Origin of the sequence: Bradyrhizobium betae (genome assembly GCF_050632175.1) — a bacterium.
GTDB classification, from domain to species: Bacteria; Pseudomonadota; Alphaproteobacteria; order Rhizobiales; family Xanthobacteraceae; genus Bradyrhizobium; species Bradyrhizobium betae_B.
In genome coordinates this window covers 801,414-818,565 of sequence record NZ_CP192576.1, presented here as the reverse complement: position 1 = coordinate 818,565, position 17,152 = coordinate 801,414, and the positions used below count along the sequence as shown (strand labels likewise).

13 protein-coding genes and 2 pseudogenes are annotated in these 17,152 nt (G+C 62.9%); 8 read left to right on the top strand and 7 right to left on the bottom strand.

The features are described 5' to 3' along the window. The first annotated feature begins 24 nt into the window (after positions 1–24). Complete coding sequence (locus tag ACQ86E_RS04095; protein ID WP_431204309.1) at positions 25–1,071, top strand: peptidase M29; 1,047 nt, start codon at positions 25–27, stop codon at positions 1,069–1,071. On the opposite strand, the gene ACQ86E_RS04090 is transcribed toward ACQ86E_RS04095, so the two are convergent. From ACQ86E_RS04090 to ACQ86E_RS04070, 5 genes and pseudogenes are all read right to left on the bottom strand, one after another. After that, positions 1,068–2,060, bottom strand: coding sequence for a 3-hydroxybutyryl-CoA dehydrogenase (locus tag ACQ86E_RS04090; RefSeq protein WP_431204308.1), 993 nt, complete (start codon positions 2,058–2,060; stop codon positions 1,068–1,070). The genes ACQ86E_RS04095 and ACQ86E_RS04090 overlap by 4 nt on opposite strands. Before the next feature lie 3 nt (positions 2,061–2,063). Next, the gene (locus tag ACQ86E_RS04085) at positions 2,064–3,152 is read right to left on the bottom strand and encodes an NAD/NADP octopine/nopaline dehydrogenase family protein (RefSeq protein ID WP_431204307.1); all 1,089 of its coding nucleotides are present in this window, start codon (positions 3,150–3,152) and stop codon (positions 2,064–2,066) included. Further along, positions 3,149–4,675 (bottom strand): class I adenylate-forming enzyme family protein, encoded by a 1,527-nt coding sequence (locus ACQ86E_RS04080; protein WP_431204306.1) that lies wholly within the window; start codon positions 4,673–4,675, stop codon positions 3,149–3,151. Before ACQ86E_RS04080 ends, ACQ86E_RS04085 begins: the two co-directional genes overlap by 4 nt. Before the next feature lie 2 nt (positions 4,676–4,677). After that, complete coding sequence (locus ACQ86E_RS04075) at positions 4,678–5,967, bottom strand: acyl-CoA dehydrogenase family protein (RefSeq protein ID WP_431204305.1); 1,290 nt, start codon at positions 5,965–5,967, stop codon at positions 4,678–4,680. Positions 5,968–5,979: 12 nt separating this feature from the next. Next, positions 5,980–6,794: pseudogene (locus tag ACQ86E_RS04070) on the bottom strand (alpha/beta fold hydrolase). Between the two features lie 200 nt (positions 6,795–6,994). Here ACQ86E_RS04070 and ACQ86E_RS04065 point away from each other — a divergent pair. The 4 genes and pseudogenes from ACQ86E_RS04065 to ACQ86E_RS04050 all read left to right on the top strand — a co-directional run bounded on the left by ACQ86E_RS04065 (position 6,995) and on the right by ACQ86E_RS04050 (position 12,393). Continuing rightward, positions 6,995–7,755: pseudogene (locus ACQ86E_RS04065) on the top strand (SDR family NAD(P)-dependent oxidoreductase). Between the two features lie 44 nt (positions 7,756–7,799). Further along, on the top strand, positions 7,800–8,636 hold the full coding sequence (locus ACQ86E_RS04060) for an enoyl-CoA hydratase family protein (RefSeq protein WP_431204304.1): 837 nt from the start codon (positions 7,800–7,802) through the stop codon (positions 8,634–8,636). A gap of 99 nt (positions 8,637–8,735) precedes the next feature. Continuing rightward, positions 8,736–11,087, top strand: a complete 2,352-nt coding sequence (locus tag ACQ86E_RS04055; protein ID WP_431204303.1) for a bifunctional salicylyl-CoA 5-hydroxylase/oxidoreductase — start codon at positions 8,736–8,738, stop codon at positions 11,085–11,087. 55 nt (positions 11,088–11,142) lie between these two features. Beyond that, a complete protein-coding gene (locus tag ACQ86E_RS04050) occupies positions 11,143–12,393 on the top strand; it encodes a flavin-dependent oxidoreductase (protein WP_431204302.1) in 1,251 nt (416 codons plus the stop codon). Between the two features lie 9 nt (positions 12,394–12,402). Here ACQ86E_RS04050 and ACQ86E_RS04045 read toward each other — a convergent pair whose 3' ends face one another. Both ACQ86E_RS04045 and ACQ86E_RS04040 read right to left on the bottom strand, forming a co-directional pair. After that, positions 12,403–12,858 carry a cupin domain-containing protein gene (locus tag ACQ86E_RS04045; protein ID WP_431204301.1) on the bottom strand — a complete coding sequence of 152 codons (456 nt, stop codon included), beginning with the start codon at positions 12,856–12,858 and terminating at the stop codon, positions 12,403–12,405. 29 nt (positions 12,859–12,887) lie between these two features. Next, positions 12,888–14,063 carry an ABC transporter substrate-binding protein gene (locus tag ACQ86E_RS04040; protein ID WP_431204300.1) on the bottom strand — a complete coding sequence of 392 codons (1,176 nt, stop codon included), beginning with the start codon at positions 14,061–14,063 and terminating at the stop codon, positions 12,888–12,890. 248 nt (positions 14,064–14,311) lie between these two features. On the opposite strand from ACQ86E_RS04040, the gene ACQ86E_RS04035 reads away from it, so the two are divergent. The 3 genes from ACQ86E_RS04035 to ACQ86E_RS04025 all read left to right on the top strand — a co-directional run bounded on the left by ACQ86E_RS04035 (position 14,312) and on the right by ACQ86E_RS04025 (position 17,148). Next, on the top strand, positions 14,312–14,830 hold the full coding sequence (locus ACQ86E_RS04035) for a MarR family winged helix-turn-helix transcriptional regulator (RefSeq protein WP_431204299.1): 519 nt from the start codon (positions 14,312–14,314) through the stop codon (positions 14,828–14,830). Between the two features lie 148 nt (positions 14,831–14,978). Further along, positions 14,979–16,670 carry a benzoate-CoA ligase family protein gene (locus ACQ86E_RS04030; RefSeq protein ID WP_431204298.1) on the top strand — a complete coding sequence of 564 codons (1,692 nt, stop codon included), beginning with the start codon at positions 14,979–14,981 and terminating at the stop codon, positions 16,668–16,670. 19 nt (positions 16,671–16,689) lie between these two features. After that, complete coding sequence (locus ACQ86E_RS04025; protein ID WP_431204297.1) at positions 16,690–17,148, top strand: RidA family protein; 459 nt, start codon at positions 16,690–16,692, stop codon at positions 17,146–17,148. Positions 17,149–17,152: the final 4 nt, after the last annotated feature.

The following is a 17,152-nucleotide window of genomic DNA, read 5'->3' as shown; positions in this document are numbered from 1 at the left end:
AAACCAGAACACCGGGAGTGAGGCATGCTGGCGGATCGCATCGAAGCGAAATGGATCGACGCATTTTGCGAGATCTTTGAGCGTTGTGCCGTCAAGGCCGGCGATACTGCCGCAATCCTCTCGGAAACCCAATCGCGCGCGCTGAATGTGCATCTAGCAGAGCTCGCTCTGCTGCGGATGGGCGCGCGGCCGTTTCACGTGGTGATGCCGACACCGCGTAACCGGAATGTTGTTCCGGTTCGCTCGACAGGAGCAAGCGAGGCGATCCAGCGGCTCGGCCCGGTCATCACCGCGCTTCAACAGGCCGGCTTCGTGGTGGATTGCACCATCGAAGGGCTGATGCATGCGGTGGAGACGCCTGAAATCCTCAAGGCTGGCGCGCGGATACTGGTGATCTCCAACGAACATCCCGAGGCGCTGGAGCGGATGGTACCGGATTCCGCGCTGGAAAGGCGTGTACGGGCGGCGGCGAAGATGTTGCGTGGGACCAAACGCATGCGAGTCAGCTCGAAGGCCGGAACCGCGCTTGATGTCGATATGGTCGGTGCGTCAACAGTCGGAGTGTGGGGCTGGACCGACAAGCCCGGCACGTTGGCACACTGGCCTGGCGGCATCGTCGTCAGTTTCCCCAAGAGCGGAACGATTAACGGCACGCTGGTCATGGCGCCCGGCGACATCAACCTGACCTTCAAACGCTATCTGACCTCGCCAGTGAAGATGACGTTGAAGGATGACTACGTGGTCGAGTTGGAAGGTGACGGGACGGATGCCGCGATGATGCGCGCCTACCTCGCCGCCTGGGGCGATCGTGAGGCCTATGCGGTATCTCATGTCGGCTTTGGTATGAACCCGGGGGCGCGCTACGAGGCGCTGTCGATGTACGATCAGCGCGACACCAACGGCACGGAGATCCGTGCCGTCTCCGGCAACTTCCTGTTCTCGACCGGCGCGAATGAATTCGCCGGCCGCTATACGGCCGGCCATTTCGACTTGCCAATGATGGGAACGACCATCGAGCTCGACGGTGTCGCGGTCGTTCGCGACGGCGTGCTTCAGGACGTCTTCGGTTAGCTGCGATCGAGAACGGGCGGGCGAGCCAGATCGAAGTGACGGAGCAGGTCGACCATGGCCTGAAGCCGCTTTGCCCGATAGGCATCGACATCGAGCCCGGAATAATCGAGGAATCCTGCGCCCGTCCGCAGACCGATCCGGCCCTCCTGCATGTTTCGCGAAATGACGTCCGGCGCGCGATAGCGGTCGCTGCCGAGCGCGCCTTCGAGATAGCGGCTGGCATAATACAGGATGTCGCCCCCGCCCCAGTCGATGAATTCGAGTAGGCCCAGCACGGCGTAGCGGAAGCCAAATCCGTAGCGAATCGCCTTGTCGATTTCTTCTGCGCTGGCGACCCCTTCCTCGACCATGCGTGCGGCTTCGTTCATTGCAAGCGCCTGGATGCGTGGGACGATGAAGCCGGGCGTTGCAGCGCAGACCACCGGCACCTTGCCAATGCCTTCGAGCAGCGCTTTAACCTCGTCGATGATAGCGGGATCGGTCGCTTTGCCCGGGGAAACCTCGACCAGCGGAATCAGATAGGCCGGATTGAGCCAATGCACGTTGAGGAAGCGGCGTGGGTTTTCGATCGCGTCTGAGAGGTCGTCGACCAGAATTGTCGATGTCGTCGATGCGATGATCGTGTCCGGTCCGACCTGCCTTGAAGCAGCGCCCAGCACCTCGCGCTTCAGCTCGACGACCTCGGGAACGCCCTCGAAGACCATTCCGGTCTCGGACAGCACTGCACTGCTTTGACCGGAAGGCGCCACCGAGACCCGCGCGATGAGCGGCTCGACATCAGCCTCGGCGAGCAGCCCAAGCTTCGATAGGCTGGCAAAGGTCTTCCTGACTTCGCCGAGTGCGTCCGTCTCCAGCTTGACGAAGTCTGCGGGGGAGCGAGCCTTGACGTCGATCATGGTGACCCGGTGGCCCGCGTAGGCGAACGCGACAGCGATGCCGCGTCCCATGCGGCCCGCCCCGAGACAGGCGATATTGGCGCGAGTGGTCATCAGTTAGAACCCCCTGCGAAGAAGCGCCTGCAATTCGGCCCTGCCGAGATTGCCAAGTCCCAGCGTCTCAAGGGTTCGCCCGCCTTGCGCAAAATCCTCCCCGCAGACCGCGCCTCCAATGGCCAGAAACGCCTTTGCCAGCGGCGTCGACACACCTGCCAGGCTAGCGATGGAAACCAGCAGCGAAAGACCCAGTCGCAGGTCCTCGCGCATATAGCGGTGCTCGGTCAGTACGATGCGTTCACGCCAGTCGCCGGAATCGGTCAACCGATCATGCGAGCCGCGGCCATACATCCAGATCTCGCCCTCCCTGGCGTAGTGGTGAGCGAGCGGAAAATGCGGCGCGCCGTATCCAAGCGCCTCGCGTACCGCGATCCGCTCAGCGTCGAGCGCGTCGGTAACCCGCCGGATCGCGGCCTGGGTTCCTTCCTTGTGAATGTCCCATTGCTCGAAATGCTCGATCGGCCCCGCGTTCATCACGATCAGTGGCGGATGAATGATCGGGCCTGCATTCATCAGTGCGCCGGACAGGGCGTCTCCACACGGTTCGATCACATCAGGGAATGCGCGTCCAATCACCTCTAGCGCGCGCGGCGCCTGGTCGAGCGGGAAGACGCCGACCGGGAGTCGCTTGGCCCGGATGGTGATCGCGACTTCGAATGGCCCGTGCTTGCGGGTCAGCCAAGGCAATGTGCCCGTCTCCGCGAAGCTTGCCTTGGCGGGATTGCCGCCATCCCGTGCAGCTTGTGCGAAGATCATCGAGCCGAATGTGGCAGGCGGCACAAAAACGACCTGTCCGTCCCGCAGATGCGGGGCAAGGAGCCGGGCAATGTCCCGTTGTGCGAAAGCGGGGGCGGGGCACAGGATCAGCTCGGCGCCGCTGACGGCGTCGGCGATATCTGTCGTCACCAGCGCCAGTTTTACGTCGTGACGGCCATTGTGGTCTTTCACCAGGATGCGCGATCCGGCGGCGCGGTGCGCTGCGATCGCCTCTGCATCGCGGCGCCAGAGCCGGACCTCATGCCCGGACAGCGCGAAATCGCCTGCGGCCGCGAAAGAGCCGTTTCCCCCACCCAGAACCGCAATCTTCAAGATGACTCTCCTTGCGCGCGCGCCTGCGCATCAAGCTGCTTCAGCAGAAAATGCTGGACCTTGCCGAGCGCGGTACGCGGCAGGTCGGTGACGAAGACGATGTCGCGCGGAACCTTGTAACGGGCGAGCTGTATCTGAAGATGTCCCCTCAACTCGTCTGCCTCGAGCTTGCACCCAGAGCGCCGGATCACGTAGGCGATCGGCACCTCGTCCCAACGCGGGTCCGGCCTGCCGATCACGGCGCACTCGCTGACATCGGGATGTTCGAGCAGGACGCGTTCGACCTCGGCAGGATAGACGTTTTCGCCGCCGGAAATGATCATGTTCTTCTTGCGGTCGCGAACCCAGAAATAGCCATCTGCGTCGCTCATGCCGATATCGCCGGTACGGTACCAGCCGTCGTGCAGCGCGTCGCGCGTGGCGTCCGCATTGCCCCAATATTCGAAGAACACGTTGGGGCCCCGCACCGCGATCTCGCCCGGTGTGCCTGCGGGCACTTCAGTCCCGGCCTGGTCGATGACCTTTGCTTCGCAGCACAGACCGGCGAGGCCCGTCGACCCTACACGTGAGAGATCGCCACCAAGTCGTGTGTAGACAGCGATGGGGCAGGTTTCCGTCGAACCGTAGACCTGGAGCACCGGCACTCCGCGCGAAACGATACGATCGATCAGATGCGGCGGTACGATAGTTGAGCCCGTGGCCATGGCCTTTAGCGATGAAAGATCGGCGGCAGCCCAGGCCGGATGCTCGCTCACGGCCTGGATGATCGCCGGCACCATAACCGTCAGCGTCGGTCGTTCGCGCGCGATGGTTGCGAGCGCGGTGTCCGGTGTGAACCGAGCGTGGATCGTCACAGTCGCGCCCAACTGAAGCGCCGGGGTGGTCTGGATATTGAGGCCGCCGACGTGAAAGAACGGCAGTACGGTCAGCACATGATCGTCAGACGTCATGTTGTGCATGTGCTGGCTCATGACGCCGTTCCAGAACAACGCTTCCTGGCGCAGCACCGCGCCCTTCGGCCGCCCGGTCGTTCCGGATGTGTACACGATCAACAGCGGGCAGGAGAGATCGGTATGCGGGTTGCGGCCGCTACCTTCGCTGCGAGCCAGCAAAGCTTCGAATGTCGTGCCATGAGGTGGGGTGAAATCGAACCCGATGGCAGCTGTTCCCGGCGCAAGCCCGGGAAGAACGCCCTCGAATGCCTGCTCGAGCACGAGCACCTTGGCGCCAGCATCGGTGAGAATGAAGAGCTGCTCGGCGACGGCGAGCCGCCAGTTCAGTGGCACCAGCATCGCGCCGAGTCGCGCGCATGCGTAGAGTAGAACCAGATAGTCCGGCCGGTTCAAACTCAGGATCGCAACGCGGTCGCCTCGGCCGACACCGAGCTCCTCCTTCAAGGCCGTTGCAGTCCGCCCGATGCGTGCTGCGAATTCGGCGTAGCTCAGCCGTTGCCCCTCGAAGGAAATGGCCGTCTTATCTGGCGCGAAGGCCGCGTTGCGATCGATCAGACTACAGAGGTCCACCGTCAGTCGTCCGTTTCGCCGGCCTCATACAACGCCTCGCGGCCGATCCGGTCGAGGCAGAGCTCGGCCGTCCAGGGCAGCATCAGCGAGCCGCAACGGCTGTCGCGATAGATGCGCTCCAGCGGCAGCGACCTGAGCATGGCTTGGCCGCCGCAAGTGCGGATCGCGAGTGCCGCGAGCTCGTTGGCGCCTTCCATCACTGAATATTGCGCGGCATAGGCACGCAGCACCTGCTCCTTGCTCGGATTGGCGCAGGCTTCGGTAACGGCCTGAAACCAGATCGCCTTGATCTGCTCGAGCTTGATCTGCATCTGTGCGACTGCAATCTGCTTGGTCGGATACATCCGGCGCTTGACCGCCGGCATGCCCGGCACCTCGCCACGCAGATAGCGCACGGTGAAATCGTAGGCGGCTTGCGCAAGGCCCATATAGGTCGGCGACAGCGTCAGGAACATGTGCGGCCAGCGCATTGCGGCCTGGAAATAGACGCCGCGCGGCATCAGCGCAGAATCCTCCGGCACAAACACGTCCTTGAACAGAAGCGTCCGCGAGACCGTTCCGCGCATGCCGAGCGGATCCCAGTCCCCAACGACAGAGACTCCTTGCGATTTCGCGGAGATGGCGAGGTAGAGCGTGTTGCGGCGCGAGGCCTTCTCGCCTTCCTCGATCTCGGTGCAGAGCACGCCGTAATAGTCGGCATGGCCGGAGAGCGATGCAAAGATCTTCTTCCCGTTGACGATCCAGCCGCCCGCGACCGGCTTTGCTTCCGTGCCGAAGGCAACGCCACCCGCGGCGGCAGCGCCGCCCTCTGAAAAGGGCTGCGAATAGATCGCGCCGTCCTCGACGATGCGCTTGTAGTGGATGGCCCGCCGCCGCTCGTGCTCGGCGCGGGTCTCAGCGTCCATGTCGAGATCATCGGCAAGCGGGCCCGACCACAGTGTCGAACAGACATGCATGTTCCAGGTGAGCGCGGTCGCGCCGCAATACCGGCCGATCTCGGCGGCCGCTAACGCGTAAGTCTGGTAGTCCGAGCCAAGGCCGCCATGTTTCTTGGGAACTGCAATGCCGAGCAGGCCGACGCGGTGCAGGTCGCGATAGTTTTCGCTCGGGAAGATCGCCTCGCGATCGTAGGTGGCTGCGCGACCGGCGAACACGCTCTGACCGATCTCCCGTGCGCGCGTGATGATCCCGGCCTGCTCGTCGCTCAGGCGAAATGCAACGGGATCGAAGATCGGCGCATCCAGCGCGACCGTGTCGGTTGTACTGATGGTCTTGCTGACTTGCATGGTCATTGCGCAGTCACCTTACGCTTTGGTCGCGATGGAGTTCAGGAACCGGCCGAGAGCCTCGTCAAAGGCATCGGGACGTTCGAGGTTGGCAAGATGGCCGACGCCAGCGAGCTCGACATATTCAGCCGAAGGAATGTAGGTCGCCGTCTTAGCCATCATCGGCGCAGGCGCATTGTTGTCCTTTGAGCCGGACAGAAGCAGCGTCGGCGCGGAAATGTCCTTGAGCGTGCTGCGCTGATCGAATCCGATCAAGGCGAGCATCATGGCGCGATAGCTCGCCTCCGGCACGGCCGCCATGCACTCGCGCGCAAGCTCCATCCCCTCGGATCGGGATCGTCACCGACGAGTTCCTTCACCAGGGAAGGGGCCAGCGACTTCATCGTCTCCCCGCGATCGAGCGGCCCGAGCCGTGCGGCGATGAACGATTTCTGCCAGTCGCCGTCGGCTTTGCCGAAGGCCGGGCTGGTCTGCGCCAGCACGACCGCCCGTGCAAGTCCCGGCGATTGCACGAGCCACTTCTGAACGATCATACCGCCGATCGAATGTCCCACCAGAATAGGCTTCGCCGCGCCGATTTGCTGGATGAATTGCTGAAGGGCATCTGACAGGGCGGCGATGCTGACGTTGGCGAGCGGCGCAGATCCGCCATAGCCCGGCATGTCCCATGCGATTGCGCGAAAGCGGTTGCCGAATGTGGCAAGCTGCTGCCGCCATGCCCGTGCCGCGCCGCCGATGCCATGCAGGAAGATCAGAGGTGTCGCGTCCGGCTCGCCCGCAGCTTCATATGCGAAGCGTCCGTCCTTTGTTATCATTGGCACAGGCTGCGACACGCGACATCCTTTTGCTCGGCCGGGCGATGCTAACAGGCCTGCGGACGATGGGAAGAGATAATTTTATACTTAAAGCAATTTTCAGGCCGGTCTTCGGCGGGATGTCCCTTTACGGTGGATCAGAGGACGCTTCGTTGCAAAAGCTTGAAGTTTAAAATATATCGAAGCATAAACCCGCAGCTTCGTCAGGGAGTCAGTGCATGTCCGGATTGCCGCATTCGCCGCACGCACTGGTAACCGGTGGCGGCCGCGGCATCGGCCGCGCGATCGCGGCCTCTCTCGTCGGAGCCGGTGCCACCGTCACGGTGCTTGGACGGAATCCCACCCCCTCGAAGAGGCGGTCAACACAGGCGCCGCTCACTTTGCGGCCGTCGCCGATGTGTCGAACGAAGCCGCTGTAAAGGCTGCCATTGCCGAGGCGCATGCACGAAAGCCGATCGACATTCTGGTCGCTAACGCGGGCAGCGCCGAATCCGCGCCGTTCTCAAAATCGGATAGTGCGCTGTTTGCGCGCATGATGGATGTCAATTTCATGGGCGTGGTCCATGCCGTACACGCTGTGCTGCCGGGGATGAAGGACCGTCCTTATGGCCGCATCGTCGCGGTCGCGTCGACAGCGGGCCTGAAGGGCTATGCCTATGTCAGTGCGTACAGTGCCGCAAAACATGCCGTGGTCGGTCTTGTACGCTCGTTAGCTCTCGAGATGGCGGGGAGCAATGTGACCGTGAATGCGGTGTGTCCGGGATTTACTGATACCGATCTTGTCGCTGGCAGCATCGAAAATATCATGAGGAAGACGGGACGGACCCGCGAGCAGGCCATCGCCGAACTGGCCAAGCACAATCCGCAAGGACGGCTGATCGCGCCTCAGGAGGTGGCAGACGCAGTTCTTTGGTTGTGCGGCGCTGGCGCCAGCGCGATCACCGGGCAGACAATTGCCGTGGCCGGTGGTGAAATCTAGCGCATACGGCACAGGCGCCGAACAAGGAAGCTTAAGGAGATCGCATGAGCAGACCAGCCAATCCCGTGACCTTGCCGCTGGCGGACTATTTGCCGCAGCACTTCCTGCTCGCCGTGGTCGAAGGTGTTGCCACCGTGACGCTCAACCGTCCCGAGCGCAAGAATCCGCTGACTTTCGAGAGCTACCGGGAGCTGACGGACTTCTTCCGCGCCTGTGCGTTCGACGACGCGGTCAAGACTGTCGTCATCACCGGTGCCGGCGGCAATTTCTCGTCCGGCGGCGATGTGTTCGAGATCATCGGCCCGCTCGTGAAGATGGATACCAAGGGGCTGACTGCTTTCACGCGGATGACCGGCGACCTCGTCAAGGCGATGCGGGCCTGCCCGCAGCCGATCGTGGCCGCGGTCGAGGGCATTTGCGCTGGCGCCGGTGCGATCATCGCCATGGCTTCGGACATGCGCCTCGCGGCGAGCGGCGCCAAGGTGGCGTTCCTGTTCAACAAGGTTGGTCTTGGCGGCTGCGACATGGGCGCCTGCGCGATCCTGCCGCGGATCATCGGACAGTCCCGTGCTTCCGAACTGCTCTACACCGGCCGGTTCATGACCGCAGAGGAGGGCGAACGCTGGGGCTTCTTCAGCCGCATCGTCACGCCTGAGCAGGTGCTGCCGCAGTCGCAACTGCTGGCCAAACAGGTCGCGGACGGCCCGACCTTCGGCAACACCATGACCAAGCGCATGCTGGCCATGGAATGGGCGATGTCGGTGGAAGAGGCGATCGAGGCGGAAGCCGTTGCCCAAGCGCTGTGCATGACGACGGCCGATTTCGAGCGCGCCTTCGAAGCCTTCGCCAACAAGGTCAAGCCGGTCTTCAGGGGCGACTAGGTCAGCGGGCTTTGCTCGCAGCCCAGCTAGCGGCGGGGACTTGCGCGAAATTATTTTAGGGTTAAAATAATTTCCGCCGGGTCAATTGGCGAGGCTCCCATGAAAGTCGCGATTATCGGTGGTGGACCTGCGGGTCTCTACGCAGCGATTCTGCTTAAGAAGCAGCGCCCCAGCGCTGATATCGCCGTGTATGAGCGCAACCGTGCCGACGACACGTTCGGTTTCGGCGTCGTGTTCTCCGACGCGACGCTCGACAATTTCGAGAAACACGATCTTCCGAGTTACCAGCGCATTACCCAGGAGTTCGCCTACTGGGACGACATCGCCGTGCATTTCCGCGGCACCGTCCATCGGGTCGGCGGCAACGGCTTTTGTGGCTGCTCGCGGCAGAAGCTGCTCCTGATCCTGCAGGAGCGCGCGCGTGAGCTCGGCGTCACCTTGCATTTCGATGTGGATATCGAGGACGAATTCCGCTTCGTCGATGCGGATCTCGTTCTGATCGCCGATGGCATCAACAGCCGCTTTCGCGAAAAATATGTCGATCATTTCCAACCCGAGATCGATCTCCGCTCCAACAAGTTCGCCTGGATGGGTTCGACCAGGCCGCTCGATGCCTTCACTTTCATCTTCCAGGAGACGGAGTGGGGCCCGTTCATCGCCCACGCCTATCAGTACGAGGCCGGGCACTCGACCTGGATTTTCGAGACTGATCCGGAGACGTTCGAGCGCGCGGGGCTGACGGGGCTCAACGAGACTCAGTCCGCCGCGCGCATGGCCGACATCTTCGGCTGGTTCCTCGACGGGCATAAGCTGCTCACCAACCGCTCGATGTGGCGTAATTTCCCGATGATCCGCAGCAAGCGCTGGGTCAAGGACAACATGGTGTTGCTCGGCGACGCCAAGGCAAGCGCGCATTTTTCGATCGGATCCGGCACCAAGCTCGCGATGGAAGACGCGATTGCGCTGGCTGAAGCGATGGCGAAGGCGCCCGATATCCGGGCCGCGTTGGAAATCTACGAGCACGGCCGCCGTGAAGAGGTCGAGAAGACGCAGCATGCCGCCGATGTCTCGCTGGTCTGGTTCGAGCATGTCGACCGCTTCTGGGAGTTCGATCCCGTGCAGTTCGCCTTTGGCGTGATGACCCGCTCGAAGGCGATCACCTATGATAATCTGAAACTTCGCGCTCCCGACTTCGTGGCCGAGGTCGAGAAGTCGTTTGCCAGGCAGGTTCACAGCAACGGCTTCGACGTCGACACCGAAGAGCCGATGGTGCCGATGTTCCAGCCGTTCCGTCTGCGCGAGATGGAGATCGCCAATCGTGCCGTGGTGTCGCCCATGTGCATGTATTCGGCGAAGGAGGGCGTGCCGACGGACTTCCATCTGGTGCATTACGGCTCGCGCGCGATCGGTGGCGCTGGTCTGATCTTTACGGAAATGACCTGCGTCAGCCGCGATGCCCGGATCACGCCCGGTTGCGCTGGACTGTGGAACGACGAGCAGGAGACCGCGTGGCGGCGTATCGTGGAGTTCGTTCACGCCAACTCCGCTTCGAAGATTTGCCTGCAACTGGGGCATGCGGGCCGCAAGGGGGCGACCAAGCTGATGTGGGATGGCATCGATCGTCCCTTGGACGAGGGTGGCTGGGAGGTGGTCTCGGCGTCGCCGCTGCCTTATTTTCCCGACAGCCAGGTGCCGCGCGAGCTCGACCGTGGCGGCATGAACGCGGTGAGAGAGTCTTTTGTCGCGGCGGCGGAGCGTGGTGAGCGCTGCGGCTTCGACATGCTCGAATTGCATTGCGCCCACGGCTATCTGCTTGCGAGCTTCATCTCGCCGCTGACCAACACCCGCACGGATGAGTACGGTGGCTCGCTCGCCAACCGCCTGCGCTTTCCTCTCGAAATATTCGAGGCGTTGCGGGCGGTATGGCCGTCACACAAGCCGATGTCCGTCCGCATTTCCGCAACCGATTGGGCGGACGGCGGCATCACCGGCGACGATGCCGTTGCGATCGCGCGCGCGTTTGCCGAGGCCGGCGTCGATCTCGTCGATGTCTCGACCGGCCAGACCGTACGGGATGCACAGCCGATCTACGGGCGCATGTTCCAGACCCCGTTCTCCGACCAGGTCCGCAACGAGGCACGCGTCGCCACCATGTGCGTCGGCAACATCACGACGGCGGATCAGGCCAACACCATTCTGGCCGCCGGCCGGGCGGATCTCGTTGCGCTCGGGCGGCCGCATCTGGTCGATCCTTTCTTCACCATGAAGGCGGCGGCGTGGTACGGCGCCGACGGGGCGTTCTGTCCGCCGCAATATCTGCCCGGCAAGGACCAGATTTTCCGCAACAGCGTACGCGACAGGCAGGATCTGGAAGAGCTGAGAATTAAGGCTAAGCCCAGGACCCGGGCGGAGCTCAAGGCGGAGGCCACAAAGCCGCTTGCGGCGGAGTGACCGCCCGTGCGACGTTAACCCATTGCCTGGCGTGTTTTGAGTGGAGTTGAGGGCGATGAAGGCGATTATCGTCGGTGGCGGCATCGGTGGTCTCACTACGGCATTGATGCTGCGGGCCCGTGGCATCGGTTGTGAAATTTTCGAGCAATCGGACACCATCCGCGAGCTTGGCGTCGGCATCAACACGCTGCCCCATGCGATGCGCGAGCTTGCCAGCCTCGGCCTGCTTCAAAATCTCGACGACGTCGCGATCCGCACCGACCAGCTCTACTACCTCAACCGCCACGGCCAGGAGGTCTGGCGCGAAGCCCGCGGCGTTGACGCGGGGCATGATGTGCCGCAATTCTCGATCCACCGCGGCCGCCTCCAGGGCGTCATCCATCGTGCCGTCGAGGAGCGGCTCGGGCAGGGAGCGATCCACACCGGCTGCCGGCTCGGCGCGTTCACGCAGGATGAGGGCGGCGTTACCGCTTATTTCTTCGATCGTGCCGGCGCACACATCCACACCGCGCGCGGCGATATTCTGATCGGTGCTGACGGCATCCATTCGCGCGTGCGCGACACGCTGTTCCCCAACGAAGGGCCGCCGTGCTGGAACGGCCTGATGCTGTGGCGCGGTGCACGCGACTGGCCGCTGTTCCTGACCGGCAAATCGATGATCGTGGCGGGTGGCCTCAACGCCAAGGTGGTGATCTATCCGATCGCGGAAGGATCGAGCCCCGCGAGCCGACTGACCAATTGGGCAGTGCTGGTGAAAGTAGGTGAGGGCAATGCGCCGCCGCCGCGGAAAGAGGACTGGTCGCGGCCGGGCCGGCGCGAGGAACTGATGCCGCATGTGGCGCGCTTCTCGGTGCCGTACATCGACGTGAAGAGCCTTATCTCGGCGACGCCCGAATTCTACGAATATCCGACCTGCGACCGCGATCCGTTGCCTTATTGGTCGTCCGGGCGGGTTACGCTGCTCGGCGACGCCGCGCATCCCATGTATCCGGTCGGCTCGAACGGTGCCTCGCAGGCAATCCTCGATGCGCGTTGCCTTGCCGATGCGTTGGTGCGTGCCGAGCACCCGCGCCAGGCGCTGATGGAATACGAGAAGAAACGCCTGCCGATGACCGCGGACATCGTTCGCTCCAATCGGCGCGGCGGCCCTGAGGGCGTCATCGACGCCGTCGAGCAGCTTGCGCCCGACGGCTTCGACAATGTCGATAACGTGCTGAGCTACTCCCAGCGCGAGGCGATCGTGCGCGGTTACGCCACCAAGGCCGGCTTCGCCGCCGTGCCGGGCCTCGCGGCAGTGCGGGCCTGATATCTGCTGCTAGCCGCCGGGAGGCGGCGGCAGGAAGTGGATGTTGAACTCGGCGGCCATCGCCACGACGTCCTCCGGCTTCTGTTCCTTCATGTTGTGAAGGCCCCAGAACAGGTCGAACAGTTTCTTGGTCGGCGACACCCAGAACAGCACCTTTGCGGTCTGGTCCGACTTGTTAAAGATGCCGTGCGGCACGCCCATGCCGAGGCGGATCAGATCGCCCGGGGTCGCTTGCGCCTCGGAATTGCCGAGCACGAAGTCGAGCTTGCCCTCTAGCATGTAGAGATACTCATCCTGGTCCGGATGGATATGCGGCGGCACGAACGTGCCCGGCGGCAAGGTGGCGTGCCAGGAGAAGCTGTGCTCGGTATTGCTCTTCGGCACATAGGTCTGGCCGAGAATGTTCCAGGAAATGCCCTGGATGCCCTCGTTGGCCCGCGTGATGCCGGTGATTTCGCTTGTCATGCAGTCCTCCCTAAACGCGACGCGCAGCTTTAGTTCGCCGCCTTGCAGTCCTTGGCGTAGCGGTCGCCGTAATTCTCAAACACTTTCTGGACGATCTCGGTCTGGAACTTGCCATCCGGACGCTTGGCGACCTTGGTCAGGTAGAAATCCTGGATCGGATAGCCGTTGGTGTTGAACTTGAACGCGCCGCGCAGCGAGGTGAAGTCGGCTTTCTTCAGGGCGGCCGCGACCGCATCCTTGTTCGAGAGGTCGCCCTTCACGGCCTTGATGGCGCTGTCGATCAGCATTGCGGCGTCATAGGCCTGGAAGGCGTAGGTGCCGGGCACGACGTTATAGGCGGCCTCATAGGCGGCAACGAATTTCTTGTTCTGCGGATTGTCGAGATTGGGCGCCCAGTTCGCGCCGCCGAACATGCCGACCGCGGCATCCTGCTGCGCCGGCAGCGTCGATTCATCCACGGTGAAGGCTGAGAGCACCGGAATGCTGTCGGCCAGGCCGGCCTGCTTGTACTGCTTGACGAGATTGACGCCCAGGCCGCCGGGCATGAACGTGAAGAGCGCGTCGGGCTTCTGCGAGGAAATCTTGGAAAGCTCCGGCTGGAAGTCGAGCGTGTTCAGCGGCATGTAGGACTCTTCGACGATCTCGCCCTTGTAGTCGAGCTTGAAGCCGGCCACTGAATCCTTGCCGGCCTGATAGTTCGGAACCATCAGGTACATGCGCTTGTAACCGCGATCCTGTGCGACCTTGCCGAGGATCTCGTGCACCTGGTCGTTCTGGTAGGACGTCACATAGAAGAATGGGTTGCAGTCCTTGCCCGCAAAGGTCGACGGTCCGGCATTGGGGCTGATCAGGAAGGTCTTGGATTCCGTGACGGGCCGATGGATGGCCTGGAGAATGTTGGAAAAGATCGGGCCGATAACGAAGTCGACTTTGTCGCGTTCGAGCAGACCCTTGACCTTGGTCACGGCCGCGTCCGGCTTGAGTTCATCGTCGACCACGACGACCTCGACATCGCGGCCGCCCATCTTGCTGCCGAGGTTCTTCACGCCCAGCGCAAAGCCGTCGCGGACCTGCTGTCCAAGCGCGGCTGCAGGTCCCGACAGGGTCACGATCACGCCCAGCTTGATCTTTTCCTGCGCGAGGGCAGGGCTGATCGCGGTGCCAAGCAGCAAGGCCGCTGCGGTCAAGGTCAATTGCGTCTTCATGATCCGTCCCCGTGACTTCAGGGCTTGCGTCGCAAGCCGCGTACTCCGATCCAAGCTTATGCCGATGATGGCTGCCGCGGCAAGCAAGGCTGCGCCATCGCGCCATCGCAGACGGCGTTCATGCAAGCACCGCGCCAATTGCTTGAAGCTTAAAGAAATTGCCGTGCGGTCGATTGTTGCAGCTTTAGGCTTGCGGTCTCTGCGGATTTATTTGAAGCTCAAAACGTTGGGAATCCGAGCCGGCGCCAATGCCGGCCGTGCGTGACTGCATCAAGATGCTCGATTCCGAGACCAAGGCCGTCGAGACGCCGGAGGACCATGCCGAAGAGCTTCGGCTATGGCTGCGGCTGCTCACCTGCACGACGCTGATCGAGGGCGAAGTGCGCGGCCGGCTGCGGCAGCGTTTCGATGTCACGTTGCCCCGCTTCGATCTGATGGCGCAGCTCGACAAGGCACCCGACGGCATGACGCTGTCCGACGTCTCCAAGCGCATGATGGTGTCGAACGGCAACGTCACAGGCCTCGTCGAAAGGCTCGTCGAATCCGGCCATCTCGACCGGCGGACCTCGGAGACGGACCGCCGGGTCCAGGTGATCCGCCTCACAAAGCTCGGCCGCGCCGAGTTCCGCAGGATGGCTGCGGAGCACGAGACATGGATTGCCGATCTGTTCGGCGAACTGACCCCGAAGGATGTGCGCGAGCTGATGAGGCTCCTCGCCAAGACCAAGGCGTCGGCGCAGAAATCGGCTGCCCGCCGCAGGTCCTGAGCCCGCCAGCGGGCTGGCTTGCCAATCCACGTTGCCGCAGGAAAATGCATGGGATGCCCAAAATCCACTATTGCGCCGAATTGCTTTAAGCCTAAAATGTTTCCCAGATAGTGCTGCCGGGTGCTTTCCATGCGCAAAGGAGCGTGCGATGGCCAACGCCGCCAAGGTTCTAGTCTCGGGCTCGCATGACGGCAACGCCGTGACGGCCCATGTCGATACGTTCGCGCGGCAGCACCTGCCGCCGCGGGAGTTTTGGCCCGAGTTCATCTTCACGCGGCCGGAGCTGCAATATCCTCCGCGACTGAATTGCGTCCGCTATTTCCTCGACCGCTGGGTCGAAGAGGGCCATGGCGATGCGCCCTGCGTCATGAGTCCCGCCGTCAGCTACACCTATCGCGAGCTGCAGGCGCTTGTGAACCGCATCGCCAACGTGCTGGTCGACGAGCTTGGTCTCGTGACCGGCGGCCGCGTGCTGCTGCGCTCGGCCAATAATCCGATGATGGTCGCGACCTATCTTGCGGTGATCAAGGCAGGGGGCATTTGCGTTGCGACGATGCCGCTTCTGCGAGCCAAGGAGCTGTCCTATCCGATCCAGAAGGCGGAAATCACGCTCGCGCTCTGCGATGGCAAACTTTCCGACGAGATGGAGAAGGCGAAGGCCTCGGCGCCCGGGCTCCAGCGCGTGGTCTATTGGGGCAATGGCGCCGCTGACTCGCTCGAGGCCTTGATCGCCGACGCAAGCCCCGAGTTCACTGCTGTCGATACCGCCTCCGACGACATCTGCCTGATCGCCTTCACGTCCGGCACGACCGGCGATCCCAAAGGCACCATGCATTTTCACCGGGACATGCTGGCGGTCTGCGACGGTTATGCGCGCAACATCTTGCGCGCGGAGCAGAAGGATCGCTTCGTCGGCTCGGCACCGCTCGCGTTCACCTTCGGCTTCGGTGGCGTGCTGTTCCCGATGCACATTGGCGCCTCCTTCGTCGTGCTGGAGAAGACGACTCCAGACGACATCCTGACCGCGATCGAGCACTACAAGACCACGGTCTGCTTTACGGCGCCGACCGCATATCGCGCCATGATCGGCAAGCTTCCGGGCCGCGACATTTCCTCGCTGCGCAAATGCGTCTCTGCCGGCGAGACCCTTCCCAAGCCGACATTCGATGCCTGGCTCAAGGCCACCGGCATCAAGCTGATGGATGGCATCGGCTCGACCGAGATGCTGCACATCTTCATCAGCGCCACCGAAGATGAGATCAGGCCGGGCGCGACCGGCAAGCCGGTGCCGGGCTACGAGGCCAAGATCGTCGATGACGCCGGCGACGACATGCCGCCGGGTACGATGGGCCGTTTGGCCGTGCGTGGACCGACCGGCTGCCGCTATCTCGCCGACGATCGCCAGCGTAAATACGTCCAGAACGGCTGGAACATCACCGGCGATACCTATCTGATGGATAGCGACGGCTATTTCTGGTACCAGTCGCGCTCCGACGACATGATCGTGTCGGCCGGCTACAACATCGCAGGAACGGATGTCGAGGCGGCGCTGCTGACGCATCCCTCCGTCATCGAGTGCGGCGTCGTTGGAGCACCGGACGAGGCGCGCGGAATGATCGTGAAGGCTTACGTCATTGCCGCGCCCGGGGTGACGCCGGATGCTCAACTAGCGGCCGAGTTGCAGGACTATGTCAAACGGGAGATCGCGCCGTACAAATATCCGCGTGCGATCGAGTTCGTGACGCAGCTACCCAAAACCGAGACCGGGAAGCTGAAGCGCTTCGCCCTGCGGCAATTGGCCCAGACCGCGGTGACGTCGTCGGGCGTTGCGGCAGAATGAAAAGGATCGAGATTTGTCCGTGACGACGCCGAAAGGTCCGCAGCTTGCGGTACTGCCAACCGCAGCCGAGGATGGCCTTCGTCCTGGAGCGCAAGTGCTCCAGCCTTCCGGCTGGCCCGTGCCGAAGGGCTATGCCAACGGAATGGCGGCCGAAGGGCGCATCGTCGTCACCGGCGGTGTGATCGGCTGGGACGCCGAGGAGCGTCTCGCGGACGGCTTCGTCGCGCAGGTGCGTCAGACCCTGAGCAACATCGCCGCGATTCTGGCTGAGGCCGGTGCCCGGCCCGAGCACCTCGTTCGCCTGACCTGGTATGTCGTCGACATGGACGAATATCTGGCGAACCTGAAGGAGCTGGGCAGGGTCTACCGAGCCACCTTCGGTGCGCACTATCCCGCGATGGCGCTGCTTCAGGTCGTGCGCCTCGTCGAGAAGACGGCCCGCGTCGAGATCGAAGCCACCGCCGTCATTCCCAACTGAACAG

Coding starts and splice junctions, on each gene's coding strand:
- ACQ86E_RS04030 (WP_431204298.1), top strand. CDS start 14,979: ATGGCCAACGCCGCCAAGGTTCTAGTCTCGGGCTCGCATGACGGCAAC.
- ACQ86E_RS04075 (WP_431204305.1), bottom strand. CDS start 5,967: ATGACCATGCAAGTCAGCAAGACCATCAGTACAACCGACACGGTCGCG.
- ACQ86E_RS04060 (WP_431204304.1), top strand. CDS start 7,800: ATGAGCAGACCAGCCAATCCCGTGACCTTGCCGCTGGCGGACTATTTG.
- ACQ86E_RS04095 (WP_431204309.1), top strand. CDS start 25: ATGCTGGCGGATCGCATCGAAGCGAAATGGATCGACGCATTTTGCGAG.
- ACQ86E_RS04050 (WP_431204302.1), top strand. CDS start 11,143: ATGAAGGCGATTATCGTCGGTGGCGGCATCGGTGGTCTCACTACGGCA.
- ACQ86E_RS04035 (WP_431204299.1), top strand. CDS start 14,312: ATGCCGGCCGTGCGTGACTGCATCAAGATGCTCGATTCCGAGACCAAG.
- ACQ86E_RS04090 (WP_431204308.1), bottom strand. CDS start 2,060: ATGACCACTCGCGCCAATATCGCCTGTCTCGGGGCGGGCCGCATGGGA.
- ACQ86E_RS04045 (WP_431204301.1), bottom strand. CDS start 12,858: ATGACAAGCGAAATCACCGGCATCACGCGGGCCAACGAGGGCATCCAG.
- ACQ86E_RS04040 (WP_431204300.1), bottom strand. CDS start 14,063: ATGAAGACGCAATTGACCTTGACCGCAGCGGCCTTGCTGCTTGGCACC.
- ACQ86E_RS04055 (WP_431204303.1), top strand. CDS start 8,736: ATGAAAGTCGCGATTATCGGTGGTGGACCTGCGGGTCTCTACGCAGCG.